We start from the raw sequence: 13,246 nt of genomic DNA on the forward strand, positions 1-13,246 counted from the left end.
GCGCGCAGCATGATTGCGAGAATTGACCATGCCGGATTACGCACAGCTTGCCGCCATCCGCCTGGGCTTCGGCCTGTCCCCGCGCGGGGCAGGGCCCGGCGATCCGGCCGCGATGGCCGCCTCGGCCGCGCTGGCGGCGCCCGATCCCGCGGCTTTGTCGCAGGATCAGGTCCGCGAATGGCACCAGGAGGGCCGGATCCTGTCGCGCGAGGCCCGACAGGGACAGGGCGACGACGCCACCCGTAAGCCCGACCGCCAGCACCGCCAGCGCATGCGCGGCATGTTCGAGGCTGCGCTGGCCGACCGCTTCGCCCGCGCGGTGGACGATCCCTCGGGCTTTGGCGAACGGCTGGTCTGGTTCTGGGCCAACCACTTCACCGTGGGGGGCGGTGCGCTCTATGACAACCTGATGGCGGCGGCCTTCGTCAACGACGCGATCCGTCCCCATGTCACGGGCCGCTTCGTCGACATGATGTTCGCCGCCGAGACCCACCCTGCGATGCTGCGCTATCTGGATCAGGCCCGTTCGGTCGGCCCCAATTCCGTTGCCGCGATGCGGGCCCCGGACAAGCCGATGGGCCTGAACGAGAACCTTGCGCGCGAAATGCTCGAACTGCACAGCCTTGGTGTCGGCGCGGATTACAGCCAGTCCGACATCGAGGAACTGGCGCGGCTGCTGACCGGTCTGACCTATGATCCGCGCCAGCCCGGCGTGTTCCGACCTGCCCGCGCCGAGCCGGGGGCCGAGACGGTGCTGGGCAACAGCTATGGCGGCGAACGCCCCCAGATCGGCGACATCCGCGCCGTGATCGAGGATCTGGCCGCGCATCCTGCCACGGCCCGCCATCTGGCACGCAAGCTGGCCGTGCATTTCGTCGCCGACGATCCGCCGCCCGCGCTGGTCGATCGTCTGGCCACCACCTTCGCCGATAGCGGCGGCGATCTTGCCGCGATGAACCTGGCGCTGGCCGAGGCGCCCGAACTGGAAACACATTTCCGCGCCAAGATGCGGCAACCTTTCGAGTTCCTCGTCGGCAGCCTTCGCAGCCTGGGCGTCGATGGGGCGACGCTGCGCGCTTTGCCGCCCCGGGACAGGGCCACGATCCTGCTGCAACCGCTTCAGGTGATGGGCCAGCCCTTCGCCAGACCGCCCGGCCCCGACGGCTGGCCCGAAGAGGCGCAGGCCTGGGCCAGCCCGCAGGGGCTTGCCATGCGGATCACCTGGGCTCTGAAGCAGCCGGCGCGGCTGGTCGATCCGCTGCCCGATGCGCGCGACTTCATGCACACAGCGCTTGGCGACACCCTGTCCGAGGTGCTGGCCTGGGCGATTCCCCGCGCCGAAAGCCAGCGCGAGGGGATCGCGCTGGTCCTGGCCTCGACCGATTTCAACCGGAGGTGATCCGATGCCGACCCGCCGCCTGTTCCTCAAGACCGGCCTGCTGATGGGATGCTCGGTTGCGGCGCATCCGCTTCTGTCCACGGCCACCTTCGCCGCCGCCCCGGGCGAGAACCGCCTCGTCGTCATCATCCTGCGCGGCGCAATGGACGGGCTGGACGCCTTCCAGCCCTATGGCGACCGCAACCTGCCGGGGCTGCGCCGCACGCTGTCGCTTGGCCCCGATCATGGCGCGACCGATCTCGACGGCTTCTTCGCGCTGCATCCGGGTCTCGCCGATCTGCTGCCGCTGTGGCGGGCCGGGCAGATGGGCTTCGCGCCGGCCGTCTCGACCCCATACCGCGACAAGCGCAGTCATTTCGACGGGCAGGACATGCTCGAGGCCGGAACCGGCACCGATGTCGAGGCACAGTCCCGCCGCGACGGCTGGCTGAACCGGCTGCTCCAGGCCATACCGGGACAGGATTCCGAGACCGCCTATTCGGTCGGCCTGTCACAGATGCGCATCCTTCAGGGCCCGGCCCCCACGGCCAGCTGGACGCCGCGCGCCAATATGGATCTCAGCCCTCAGGGGCAGTTGCTGCTGGAACGCATCCACCACGACGACCCGGTCTTCCGCGAGGCCAGCGCACAGGCGCTCCGCATCGTTGCGGGCCTTCCGGACGAGCTGCGCGGCGGCGATCCGGTCGACGAGCATCTGGAACTCGCCCGTTTCGCGGCCAACCGGCTGAACGGCCAGACCCGCATCGCCAGCTTCTCGCTGGCGGGCTGGGACACGCATGCGGGACAGGCCGGATCGATGCGCCGCGCCCTCGGGCGCCTCTCCGAGACGATCCTGACCCTGCGCGACGATCTCGGCCCGAACTGGGACCGCACCACCATCCTCGCCATGACCGAATTCGGACGCACCGCCCATGAAAACGGCTCGGCCGGGACCGATCACGGCACCGGAGGCGCGATGCTGGTCGCAGGCGGCGCCGTGCGCGGCGGCCGCGCTCTGGGCGAGTGGCCCGGACTGGGGCAGGGGGATCTCTATGACGGGCGCGATCTGATGCCCATGCGCGACATCCGCGCCTATGCGGCCTGGGCCATGCATGCGAAGTTCGGCATCCCCAAAACCACCTTGGAAGGGGCGATCTTCCCCGGCCTCGACATGGGTCCCGACCCGAAGCTGCTGGCCTGACCTGCCCCTTTGCCTTGGTTACCGCAACTTGTGACTGCCTCGAAAACGAGGCTAGGCGCCAAATTAATAGCCATTAACCGACCAAGCCGCGCAAGCTAATGACGGAAGCAGAGCCGCCCGGCCGAAACGGCCTTCCCTGTTCAGCCCTGATGTGCGACGTGCCCGAGCCTCAAGACCGTCAGCCCTGCCTCAGCGCGGGCAGGCCGACGCCTGCGGCCTCGAACCCGCCATCGGCGGCCAGAACCTGCCCGGTGATGTAGGAGGCACGGTCCGACAGCAGAAAGGTGATGGCTTCGGCGATCTCGGCCTCGGTGCCGTAGCGGTTCAGCGCGATGGCGTCGTGATAGGCGGCGCGGATCGCGGGGCTGTGGACGGCCAGCGCCAGCTTGGTGTCGACCGGGCCGGGGGCGACGCAATTGGCGCGGATGCCGTGCTCGCCCAGTTCCACCGCCTGCTGGCGCGTCAGGTGGATCACGGCGGCCTTGGACGTGCCATAGGCCACGCGCAGCGTCGAGGCGCGCAGCCCCGAGATCGAGGCGATGTTGACGATCGCGCCGCGCGTCTGCTTCAGATGCGGGATAACGGCCTGCGAGGTCAGGAACACGCCGTCGAGATTGGTCGCCATGATCCGGCGCCATGTGGCAAGGTCCGTCTGTTCCAGCGGGCGGAAATCGGCCACGCCGGCATTGTTCACCAGCCCGTCGATGCGGCCCGCCCATGCCGCGACGCGGGCGGTCATGGCGGCGATCTGCGCCTCGTCCGAGATGTCGCAGGGGACGGCCAGCACGCCCTGCAGCGGCAAGGCCGCTTCCTCCAGCGCCTCGGCATCCAGGTCGATCATGGCGACCTGCCAGCCCTGCGACAGCAGCAGCCGGGTGGTGGCAAGGCCGATGCCGCGCGCGGCGCCGGTGACGATGGCGGTTTTCGTGGTCATGGTCGGGGTCTTTCGCTCAGCGCAGCCACTGGACCAGCAGCAGCGACATGGAGGGGAAGGCTGCGATGATGCCCAGCCCGACCAGCGTCGCAAGCAGGAAGGGCAGCGCCCCCCGTGCCACACGCTCGATCGAGATGCGCGCCACATTCGCCGCGACATAGAGGTTGATCCCGACCGGAGGCGTGATCAGCCCGATGGCAAGGTTCACCATCACGAGGACGCCGAACCAGACAGGGTCCCAGCCAAGCGTCCGCATCACCGGCAGGACGATGGGCAGGGTGATGAACATGACCGTGATCGCATCCATGAACATGCCCGCGATCAGCAGGATCAGCATGATGACCAGCAGGATGACCCACGGATTGTCGCTGATGCCCAGCAGGCCGCTGGAATAGGTGCCGACCAGATCCTCGACCGTGATGACCCAGCCGAAGAGCGCGGCATAGGCCACGACCAGCATGACCGTGGCCGACGAGGATGCGGCATCGGCCAGCGTTTCGTAGAGGCTGCGCAGAGTCAGGCTGCGATAGACGAGGCCGCCGACCAGCAGGGCGTAGACCGTGGCGACCAGGGCCGCCTCGGTCGGCGTGAAGATGCCGGAATAGATGCCGCCAAGGATCACCACGGGCGTCATCAGCCCCCAGAAACTGTCCTTGAAGCTGTGCCAGAGCCGCGCGCCATAGGGGCGTCCGGCATAGGGTTCGGGGCTCAGCGCGGCCAGGGCGCGGTGATGGCCCCCCGGCGCGATGAAGGGCAGGACGGCGATCATGGTCAGCCCCATGAACAGTCCGGGCAGGATCGCGGCGATGAAAAGCTGCGAGATCGAGACCTCGGCGATGACGCCGTAGAGCACCAGACCGATCGAGGGCGGGATGACGATCGACAGCGCCGCCCCCGCGCAGACCAGACCGGCCGCATGGGCGCGGGAATAGCCGTCCTCCTCCATCCCCTTGATGATCATCGGGCCGATGGCCGCGACCGAGGCCGGGCCGGACCCGCTGACCGCACCCCAGAACAGGCAGACCACCGTGCCGACGACGCCCATCCCGCCGGGCAGTCCGCCGACAAGGACGCGGAAGAAGCGGATCATCCGCTCGGCGATGCCGGTGCTGCCCATCAGCGCCCCCGCCAGGATGAAGAACGGGATCGCCAGCAGCGAATAGCGCGCCACGCCTGCCGTGATCAGGTCGCCCGCCAGATCAAGGCCGAACCCGATCCGCCACATCGCGTAAAGCGACGACAGGCCGAGCGCAAAGGCGACCGGCACCCGCAGCGCCAGCAGCAGGAAGAACAGCAGCACCATCTGCGTGCCGGGGCCGGGCGCGGAGACCAGGTCAATCATGGGATGCCGCCGCCCGGAATTCGGTGATGGCGTGCTGGACGAAGCGCAGCGCGATCAGGATGAAGGCAAAGGGCACCGCCGCCTGATAATACCAGGCCGGGATGCCAAGCGCATAGGATCGCAAGCCGTTGGCATAGAGCGTCGCCAGCGACTGCCAGGCCAGCCAGGCCGACCCCAGCAGCAGCGCCACCGACAGCAGCACCGACAGGGCGACGACCGCCAGCCGCAATCCGCGCGGCAGAAGGTCGATCACCGCCGTCACGGCCAGATGCTGGCCCTGCCGGGCCGCGATGGCCGCGCCGAACACCGTCAGCAGAAGAAAGCCGTTGGTCAGCAATTCCTCGCTCGAGGCGAAGGAATAGCTGGTGCCGTAGCGGACCACGACATTGACGAAGCCCAGCAGCGTCATGCCGAGGAACAGGACCGCGCAGACCAGCTTTTCAGCCTCGCGCATGAGGAAGGCAAGCATCGCGGCCTCGCATCTGACAGGCGGTCGCGGGCCTTGGCCGCGCCGCCCGGGGTGGATGTCGCAAGGCGCGGCCCCGCGCCCTGTCGTCTGGCCTTGCGGAACGCGGCAGGCCGGGGCGCGCCGCATTCCGCAAGGACTGGGTGGGCTTCGCGTCAGTTCACCGAGGCGATGGCATCCTGGAAGGACTGCACCAGATCGCTGCCGACCCGTTCCGCCCATTGATCGAAGGCAGGCTGGGTCGCGGCACGGAAGGCGGCCAGTTCCTCTTCGGTGGGCTCATGAACCTCCATCCCGCGCTCGCGCAGGAAGTCGATGCCGGTCGCGGTGCCCTCGCGCGTGATCTGGCGCTGATAGTCCATGGCCTCGGCCGCCGTCTCGCGCAGCATCTGCTGCGTCTCGGCGTCGTAGCTGTCCCATTTCGCCTTGGAGATGCCCAGGAAGATCGGGTCGTAGGAATAATGCCAGGTGGTCAGGTATTTCTGCACCTCGAAGACCTGCTGCGGGATGATCACCGCGCCGATCGGGTTTTCCTGCCCGTCCACAACGCCCTGCTGCAGCGCGGTCATGGTCTCGGTCCACTGCATCTGCTGCGGATTCGCGCCGAGCGCGTTCATCACGTCGATATACATCGGACCGGCGACGCGCATGTTCAGCCCGCGCATGTCCTCGGGCGAGGTGATCGGGCGCACGTTGTTCGTGACTTCGCGAAAGCCGTTCTCGCCCCAGGCCAGGACCATGATGCCCTTTTCCTCGAGGATCTCGGCCAGTCGCCCCGCAGGCCCGCCCTCGGCGGTGGTCGCATCGACCTGATCGTAATTCGCATAGAGATAGGGCAGCGAGAAGACCGCCATCTCGGGGACGAGGGGCGTCACGTTGATGGCCGATGTCACCACAAGGTCAAGCGCGCCGCGCCCGACCATGTCGGCCTGACGCATCTGGTCGCCCCCCGCCAGCTGGGCGTTCGGAAAGACCCGCACCTGCATCGCGCCGCCCGAACGTTCGGCCAGAAGCTCGCCGAATTTCTCGGCGCCCTTGTGCCAGGTCGTGCCGTCGCCGGTATTGTGCGACAGGCGCAGCGTTTCGGCCGCAGCCGCGGCCAGACCGATCGTGGTCGCCAGCGCCGTGGCCAGCGCGAAGCGGCCAAGTTTCATGAAGCTCATCCTTGGATCCTCCCAGATCTGCCGCCCCTCTGCAGCATTGGTCCACATGATGGTTTCATCCGCGACCCCATTGCAAGAATATTCTTGCCATTTCGCCGCTCTTCTCATCATCTTCGGTCCGGGAGGGGCGGGATCATGTGTGCCGAGCGACAACAGGTCCACGATATGGACCATGACGGCCCAAGCGGCACGCAAAGCGTGGACCGCGCCCTGATGCTGCTGCTGACGATCGCGCGGCATAGTGCCGAGGGGATCTCGCTGTCCGGGCTGGTCACGTCCAGCGGGTTGAACAAGGCGACGGTCCGGCGGCTTGTGCTGGCGCTGATGCGCGCCGGCATGGTCGCGCAGGACGATCAAAGCCGCCTTTACCATCTGGGCGATCAGGCCCAGGTGCTGGGCCATGTCGCCGCGCAGCGGCCCGGTCTGGCGCGGCTGGCCGGGGAAAGCGTCATGCGGCTGGCGCGGGATGTGGGCGATGCGGCGCTGCTGTCGGTGCGCCGCGGCGCATCCTCGCTGTGCCTTCTGCGCGAGGACGGCGCCTTTCCGATCCGCACCCATGCGCTGGTGCCCGGCCAGTCGCATCCGCTTGGGGTGGGGGCGGGCTCTCTGGCGATGCTGGCCGCCCTGCCCGAACGCGAGCGCGCCGATGTGATGGCCGCGAACGAGGCCGTGCTGGCGCGGTCCTTCCCCCGCTACGCACCGCATCTGCCCGCGCTGGTGGCCGAGACGGCGGCGCGGGGCTACGCGCTCAATCCCGGCCTGGTCTTCGAGGATTCCTGGGGCATGGGGGTCGCGCTGCGTCATCCGGACGGCCGGCTGGCGGGCGCATTGTCGCTGGCCGCCGTCGCCAGCCGCATGCGCGAGGACAGGCGCCCCGAATTGCTGGAACGTCTGCGCGCCGAGGCCGCGCGCATCGAACGCAAGCTGGCGCAGGCCGCGCCGCGACAAGGAGGATGAGATGGGAGGCCCGATGCCAAATCCGATGCCAAATCCGATGATCGTGGGCTGGGGGCATACCGTCTTTGGCAAATCCGACCACGAGGACACCGAGGCGCTGATGGCCGCCGCCATCGGCCCGGCGCTGGACCATGCCGGGATCGGCGCGGGCGATGTCGACGGCATCTTCGTCGGCGTCTTCAACAACGGCTTTTCGCGGCAGGATTTCCAGGCGGCGCTGGTTGCGATGGGCGACGAGGCCTTCGCCCATACCCCCGCGACCCGCTACGAGAATGCCTGCGCCACGGGCTCGGCCGCGCTGTTCGGGGCGATGGATTTCATCGCCTCGGGGCGGGGGCGGATCGCGCTTGTCGTGGGCGCCGAGAAGATGACGGCGATGCCCACCGCCGAGGTGGGCGACATCCTGCTGGGCGCAAGCTACCGCCGCGAGGAAGCCGGGGTCGAGGCGGGTTTCGCGGGCCTGTTCGGGCAGATCGCAGGCAGCTATTTCCAGCGCCACGGCGATCAGTCCGAGGCGCTGGCGATGATCGCCTCCAAGAACCACGCCAACGGGATGGCCAACCCCTATGCCCATATGCGCAAGGATCTGGGCACCGCCTTCTGCAACACGATCAGCGAGAAGAACCCGCGCGTGGCGGGGCCGCTCAGGCGGTCGGACTGTTCGCTGATCTCGGACGGGGCGGCGGCGCTGGTGCTGGCGGATGCCGAGACGGCGATGGGGATGCGGCGGGCCATCGCCTTTCGCGCCCGCGCGCAGGCCAGCGACATCATGGCCCTGTCGCGCCGCGACGTGCTGGAGTTCCGCGGCGCGCGCCTTGCCTGGCGGCAGGCGCTGGAGGCGGGGGGCGTGACGCTGGACGACCTGTCGCTGGTGGAAAGCCATGACTGCTTCACCATCGCCGAGATGCTGGAATACGAGGCGATGGGCCTGGCCGAGCCGGGGCAGGGCCATCGCGTCATCCGCGAGGGGGTAACCGCGCGGGGCGGGCGGCTGCCGGTGAACCTGTCGGGGGGCCTCAAGTCCAAGGGTCATCCCATCGGCGCAACGGGGGTTTCGATGCATGTCATGGCCGCGATGCAGCTGGCCGGCGAGGCGGGCGAGATGCAGCTGCCCGGCGCCACGATGGCGGGGGTGTTCAACATGGGCGGGGCTGCGGTCGCCAACTACGTCTCGATCCTGGAGCGGGCGCGATGATGCCTGTCTCGACGCGGGTGATGAACCTCTGCCATTTCCTGACGCAGAACGCGCGCAGGTTCCCGGACCGCCCCGGCTTCATCCGGGGCGAGGCGCGGACCTCCTGGGCCGGGATGCAGGCCCGCGCCGGGGCCTTCGCACAGGCGCTGGTCGCGGATTACGGGCTGTGCAAGGGTGACCGGCTGCTGGTGCAGTCCGCCAACTGCCTCGAGATGTTCGAGGCGATGTTCGCCTGCTGGCGGGTCGGGGCGGTCTGGGTGCCCGCGAACTTTCGCGGCGCGCCGGATGATCTGGCCTATCTGGCGGCCTCGTCGGGGGCGAGGCTGCTGCTCTGCGGGGCCGAGTTCGCGGACCACGCCGCATCCTGCGCCGGAACGGTCGAGGGGATCATCTCGATCGGCGCCAGCAGCTTCGGCACCGATTACGACACGCTGATCGCCCGCCACGCGGGCGCCATGCCCCCCGAGGCCGAGGTCGGGCGCGATGATCCCTGCTGGTTCTTCTTCACCTCGGGCACGACGGGGCGCCCCAAGGCGGCGGTGCTGACGCATGGGCAGATGGCCTTTGTCGTCACGAACCATCTTTGCGACCTGATGCCCGGCACGACCGAGGACGATGCCTCGCTGGTGGTGGCGCCGCTCTCGCACGGGGCGGGCATCCACCAGCTGGCGCAGGTCGCGCGCGGCGTGCCGACGATCCTGCCGGCGGGCGAGCGCTTCGATCCGGCCGAGATCTGGGCGCTGGTCGAGGCGCATCGCGTCACCAACATGTTCACCGTGCCAACCATCGTGAAGCTGCTGGTCGAGCATCAGGCGGTGGACCGCTTCGACCATGCCAGCCTGCGCCACGTCATCTATGCGGGCGCGCCGATGTATCGGGCCGATCAGGTCCGCGCGCTGGACAAGCTGGGACCGGTGCTGGTCCAGTATTTCGGTCTGGGCGAGGTGACGGGCAACATCACGGTCCTGCCGCCCGCGCTGCATTCGGCGGACGATGCCGCCATGCGGATCGGCACCTGCGGCTTTGCCCGCACCGGGATGCAGGTCCAGATCCAGGATGCCGAAGGGCGCGAATTGCCGCCGGGCGAAACCGGCGAGATCGCGGTGATCGGTCCGGCGGTCTTTGCGGGCTATCACGACAACCCGGACGCGAACGGCAAGTCCTTTCGCAACGGCTGGTTCCTGACGGGCGATCTGGGGCATCTGGATGCCGAGGGGTTCCTGTATCTGACCGGCCGGGCCTCGGACATGTATATTTCGGGCGGCTCGAACATCTATCCGCGCGAGATCGAGGAGAAGCTGCTGACCCATCCCGACCTGGCCGAGGTTCTGGTGCTGGGCGCGCCCGATCCGGTCTGGGGCGAAACCGGGCTGGCCGTCTGCGTGCCGCGCAAGGGCGCGCAGCCGGACCCGCAGGCGGTGCTGGCCTGGCTGGAGGGCCGGATCGCCCGCTACAAGCTGCCGCGCCGGGTCGTGCTGTGGGAGGCGCTGCCGAAATCGGCCTATGGCAAGATCACCCGCAAGATGGTGCGCGAGGAACTGATCGCCCGGGGCGAGTGGCCCGCCGCATGACCCTGCGGCGCCTGACCCATCCCGGGCCGGTCGCCGGACCCCGGATCGAGACCGTGCCCTGCCGGGTCGAAGCCCTGCGCCTGCGCCTGCGGGCGGGCCTGCCGCTGAACCGGGCTGTGGCCCAAGCCCTGGCCGAGGCGGGTTTCGCCGCCGGTTATCTGCGGCTGGAGGGCGTCGCGCTTGCGCCTCTGGTCTGGGTCGTCCCGGCCCCCGCGCCGGGCGATGGCCGCGTGGCCTGGTTCAGCGCGCCGCACCGGATGAAGGCCGGGCGCATCACTCTGGGCGGCATCCATCTGGGCCGCGACGGGACCGCGCCCTTCGGCCATTGCCATGGCCTCTGGACAGGCGGGGACGGCCAGACGGGCATCGGGCATCTTCAGGGCGAGGACAGCATCCTTGCCGCCGATGCGGTCGTGTCGGGCTGGGGGATCGCGGGCGCGCTGCTGGAACGGCGCGATGATCCCGAAACGGGCTTTGCGCTTTTCGCGCCCGTGGCGCTGGACCTGTCCGCGCCGAACGCGGCCCTTTGCCGGGTCAGGCCGAACGAGGATCTGGTGACGGCTCTGGCAGGGCTTGACCTTGGCCCGGCCCGCATCGAGGGGCTGGGCAGCCTTGTCGGCGGCCGGTTCGAGGACGGGCCGCCGGTCGATGGCGACGCCGCGGAATTCGTGATCGACAGCGGCGCGGTCGCGGCAGGGGCGGTGCGTCTGGACATCGTGGCGACGGGCATGGACGGCGCCCTGCGCCGGGGCCGCCTGAGCGCCGGGCGCAACGCGGTCTGCGTCACGGCCGAGCTGCTGGTGCTGCCGGGGTGATGACGGCGCTCTCCGGCCGCCGCGGGCAGGGCCGGGCGCAATCCGCCAATCCTTTGGCGTGATCCGCCAAGAGCCGGCCTGCCCCGCGCGCTAACCTGTTGCGGATGGCGCGCAGCAGGGCGGAGGAGCCCAGCCCGCGCCTGCAGCGGGAGGAAACGACATGGCTTTCGACATCACCATCAACGGGGCGCCCCATCCTGTGCGCGCCAGCTTCGCCGTCCACGACCCCGCCACCGGCGGGATCGCGGGCGATGCGCCGAATGCGGATCTGGCCGATCTGGACCGCGCGGTCGCCGCCGCCAGGGAAGCCTTTCCGGGCTGGGCGCGGACCCCGGATGCCGACCGGCAGCAGGCCTGCCGCGCGATCGCGCGCGCCCTGGGCGACCATGCCGAGGAACTGGCGCAGATCCTGACACGCGAGCAGGGCAAGCCGCTGAACGGGCTGGGCTCGCGTTGGGAACTGGGCGGCGCGCAGGCCTGGGCCGCTGCCACGGCAGAACTCCCTCTGGCGCCCAAGGTCATTCAGGACGACGCTTCGGGCCGGGTGGTCCTGTACCGCAAGCCGCTTGGCGTCGTCGGCTCGATCACGCCGTGGAACTTTCCGGTGATGATCGCGGTCTGGCACATCCTGCCCGCCCTGCGCAGCGGCAATACCGTGGTCATCAAGCCCTCGCCGCTGACGCCGCTGGCGACGCTGCGGCTGGTTCAGCTGATGAACGGCCTGCTGCCGCCGGGCGTGGTCAACATCGTGACCGGCGACGACCGCGACGTCAATCTGGGCGCGGCGATGGCCGCCCATCCCGATATCCGCAAGATCGTGTTCACCGGCTCTTGCGCGACGGGCCAGAAGGTGATGCAGGCCGCCGCCCCCACGATGAAGCGCCTGACGCTGGAGATGGGCGGCAACGATGCGGGCATCGTGCTGCCCGATGCCGACCCCGCCGCCATTGCCGAGGGCCTGTTCTGGGGCGCCTTCATCAACAACGGCCAGACCTGCGCCGCGATGAAGCGTCTCTATGTCCATGACAGCATCCACGACGCGGTCTGCGACGCGCTGGTGGCCTTTGCGCGGCAGATCCCGGTGGGGCCGGGGCTGGACGAAGGCTCGATCCTCGGGCCGGTGCAGAACCGGATGCAGTTCGACAAGCTGTCGCATCTGGTCGCCGACGCGGCCGCCAAGGGTCGCGTGCTTCTGGGCGGCGCACCCGGCGAGGGGCTGTTCTTCCCGCCGACGATCATCGCGGGCCTGCAGAACGGCGATCCCCTGGTCGATCAGGAACAGTTCGGTCCCGCCCTGCCGGTGATCCGCTATCACGACCTTGACGAGGCGATCCGCGCCGCCAATGACAGCCCGAACGGGCTGGGCGGCTCGATCTGGACGGGCGATCCCGAAGCCGCGCGGGCGCTGGCGCTGCGCCTGGAATGCGGCTCGGTCTGGATCAACGCGCATGGCGCGATCCGCCCGGACGTGCCTTTTGGCGGGGTCAAGCAATCGGGTCTGGGCGTCGAGTTCGGCGAGGAGGGACTGGCCGAATATACGGACCTGCAGGCGGTCTTCGGGTAAGGGGGCGGATCACATGGCCGAGACGGGTTTCTGCACGGTCGAGCGGACCTTCTGGCATCGACCGGGGTTCAGGCGCTGTTCATCCCGATCGGAGGCTGGGTGCAGCCCCCCCGCCGGCTCATACGGCGCCCACACCTTGCTTTCGGGAGATGGCTTCTCAATCTGGTGAATGCGTCGTGGGCTTTCCCGACTCGACCCCGGTCACGATGGACGAGATGCTTCTTGTCCATCCGCACGACTACCTGAAGCCCTTCCACGAGGTCAGCAATTCCGGCGGCGGCGATCTGGGTCAGCTGGCGCCCATCGGCCGGGGCGGGTTCGAGATCGCGCGGATTTCTGCAGGTTTGACCTGATCGGCCATCGATCAGGTGCTGGGCGGCCGGCTGAACAGCGCCTATAGCGGTTTCAACGATCAGCGCACCGGAAAAGCCAAGGACTGCAAGCTCAACATCCTGATGCCTGCGATAAGCAGCCATAACCTGTGTTTCATGTTGCGCAGCGAGTTGCGCGCTCAACGCTGACCGGGCCGAGCTGAAGAACATAGCCAGCGGCCTTTACGCCAGCTTGGCCATCTGATGCCAGCGCTGTTGGAAAGCAATACTGGCGGACGGTTTGTTACATAATCTCGACTATTGAAAGATACTGCCTTCCTGTGGAGGC

General features: G+C 68.8%; 12 protein-coding genes. 8 read left to right on the top strand and 4 right to left on the bottom strand.

The annotated features are described in order from the left end of the window. Nucleotides 1-28: 28 nt before the first annotated feature. The gene (locus QAR72_RS09580; RefSeq protein WP_304617147.1) at nucleotides 29-1,399 is read left to right on the top strand and encodes a DUF1800 domain-containing protein; all 1,371 of its coding nucleotides are present in this window, start codon (nucleotides 29-31) and stop codon (nucleotides 1,397-1,399) included. A gap of 4 nt (nucleotides 1,400-1,403) precedes the next feature. Beyond that, nucleotides 1,404-2,579 carry a DUF1501 domain-containing protein gene (locus QAR72_RS09585; protein ID WP_304617148.1) on the top strand — a complete coding sequence of 392 codons (1,176 nt, stop codon included), beginning with the start codon at nucleotides 1,404-1,406 and terminating at the stop codon, nucleotides 2,577-2,579. Nucleotides 2,580-2,757: 178 nt separating this feature from the next. Here QAR72_RS09585 and QAR72_RS09590 read toward each other — a convergent pair whose 3' ends face one another. The 4 genes from QAR72_RS09590 to QAR72_RS09605 all read right to left on the bottom strand — a co-directional run bounded on the left by QAR72_RS09590 (nucleotide 2,758) and on the right by QAR72_RS09605 (nucleotide 6,484). Further along, nucleotides 2,758-3,513: an SDR family NAD(P)-dependent oxidoreductase gene (locus tag QAR72_RS09590; RefSeq protein WP_304617149.1), complete on the bottom strand. Its 756-nt coding sequence runs from the start codon at nucleotides 3,511-3,513 to the stop codon at nucleotides 2,758-2,760. 16 nt (nucleotides 3,514-3,529) lie between these two features. After that, nucleotides 3,530-4,855, bottom strand: coding sequence for a TRAP transporter large permease (locus QAR72_RS09595; RefSeq protein ID WP_304617150.1), 1,326 nt, complete (start codon nucleotides 4,853-4,855; stop codon nucleotides 3,530-3,532). Continuing rightward, complete coding sequence (locus QAR72_RS09600) at nucleotides 4,848-5,324, bottom strand: TRAP transporter small permease (RefSeq protein ID WP_304617151.1); 477 nt, start codon at nucleotides 5,322-5,324, stop codon at nucleotides 4,848-4,850. The genes QAR72_RS09595 and QAR72_RS09600 overlap by 8 nt, the downstream gene beginning before the upstream one ends. Before the next feature lie 152 nt (nucleotides 5,325-5,476). Beyond that, nucleotides 5,477-6,484, bottom strand: coding sequence for a DctP family TRAP transporter solute-binding subunit (locus QAR72_RS09605; RefSeq protein ID WP_304617152.1), 1,008 nt, complete (start codon nucleotides 6,482-6,484; stop codon nucleotides 5,477-5,479). Nucleotides 6,485-6,619: 135 nt separating this feature from the next. Between QAR72_RS09605 and QAR72_RS09610 the strand changes: the two genes are divergently transcribed. From QAR72_RS09610 to QAR72_RS09635, 6 genes are all read left to right on the top strand, one after another. After that, a complete protein-coding gene (locus tag QAR72_RS09610; protein ID WP_304617153.1) occupies nucleotides 6,620-7,441 on the top strand; it encodes an IclR family transcriptional regulator in 822 nt (273 codons plus the stop codon). A gap of 25 nt (nucleotides 7,442-7,466) precedes the next feature. Beyond that, entirely contained in the window at nucleotides 7,467-8,636 is a 1,170-nt protein-coding gene (locus tag QAR72_RS09615) for an acetyl-CoA acetyltransferase (RefSeq protein WP_304617154.1), read from the top strand. After that, nucleotides 8,633-10,207 (top strand): acyl-CoA synthetase, encoded by a 1,575-nt coding sequence (locus tag QAR72_RS09620; protein ID WP_304617155.1) that lies wholly within the window; start codon nucleotides 8,633-8,635, stop codon nucleotides 10,205-10,207. The genes QAR72_RS09615 and QAR72_RS09620 overlap by 4 nt, the downstream gene beginning before the upstream one ends. Beyond that, on the top strand, nucleotides 10,204-11,022 hold the full coding sequence (locus QAR72_RS09625; protein ID WP_304617156.1) for a hypothetical protein: 819 nt from the start codon (nucleotides 10,204-10,206) through the stop codon (nucleotides 11,020-11,022). The genes QAR72_RS09620 and QAR72_RS09625 overlap by 4 nt, the downstream gene beginning before the upstream one ends. Nucleotides 11,023-11,182: 160 nt before the next feature. Further along, a complete protein-coding gene (locus QAR72_RS09630; protein ID WP_304617157.1) occupies nucleotides 11,183-12,586 on the top strand; it encodes an aldehyde dehydrogenase family protein in 1,404 nt (467 codons plus the stop codon). 149 nt (nucleotides 12,587-12,735) lie between these two features. After that, nucleotides 12,736-12,939, top strand: a complete 204-nt coding sequence (locus QAR72_RS09635) for a hypothetical protein (protein WP_304617158.1) — start codon at nucleotides 12,736-12,738, stop codon at nucleotides 12,937-12,939. Nucleotides 12,940-13,246: the final 307 nt, after the last annotated feature.

This window comes from Paracoccus sp. (in: a-proteobacteria) (assembly GCF_030604785.1).
Classification (GTDB): domain Bacteria; phylum Pseudomonadota; class Alphaproteobacteria; order Rhodobacterales; family Rhodobacteraceae; genus Paracoccus.

What these genes read in the sequence shown, in the direction of transcription:
- QAR72_RS09600 (WP_304617151.1), bottom strand. Translation starts at nt 5,324, where the DNA reads ATGCTTGCCTTCCTCATGCGCGAGGCTGAAAAGCTGGTCTGCGCGGTC.
- QAR72_RS09630 (WP_304617157.1), top strand. Translation starts at nt 11,183, where the DNA reads ATGGCTTTCGACATCACCATCAACGGGGCGCCCCATCCTGTGCGCGCC.
- QAR72_RS09635 (WP_304617158.1), top strand. Translation starts at nt 12,736, where the DNA reads ATGGCTTCTCAATCTGGTGAATGCGTCGTGGGCTTTCCCGACTCGACC.
- QAR72_RS09585 (WP_304617148.1), top strand. Translation starts at nt 1,404, where the DNA reads ATGCCGACCCGCCGCCTGTTCCTCAAGACCGGCCTGCTGATGGGATGC.
- QAR72_RS09620 (WP_304617155.1), top strand. Translation starts at nt 8,633, where the DNA reads ATGATGCCTGTCTCGACGCGGGTGATGAACCTCTGCCATTTCCTGACG.
- QAR72_RS09605 (WP_304617152.1), bottom strand. Translation starts at nt 6,484, where the DNA reads ATGAGCTTCATGAAACTTGGCCGCTTCGCGCTGGCCACGGCGCTGGCG.
- QAR72_RS09595 (WP_304617150.1), bottom strand. Translation starts at nt 4,855, where the DNA reads ATGATTGACCTGGTCTCCGCGCCCGGCCCCGGCACGCAGATGGTGCTG.
- QAR72_RS09590 (WP_304617149.1), bottom strand. Translation starts at nt 3,513, where the DNA reads ATGACCACGAAAACCGCCATCGTCACCGGCGCCGCGCGCGGCATCGGC.
- QAR72_RS09580 (WP_304617147.1), top strand. Translation starts at nt 29, where the DNA reads ATGCCGGATTACGCACAGCTTGCCGCCATCCGCCTGGGCTTCGGCCTG.
- QAR72_RS09625 (WP_304617156.1), top strand. Translation starts at nt 10,204, where the DNA reads ATGACCCTGCGGCGCCTGACCCATCCCGGGCCGGTCGCCGGACCCCGG.
- QAR72_RS09615 (WP_304617154.1), top strand. Translation starts at nt 7,467, where the DNA reads ATGCCAAATCCGATGATCGTGGGCTGGGGGCATACCGTCTTTGGCAAA.
- QAR72_RS09610 (WP_304617153.1), top strand. Translation starts at nt 6,620, where the DNA reads ATGTGTGCCGAGCGACAACAGGTCCACGATATGGACCATGACGGCCCA.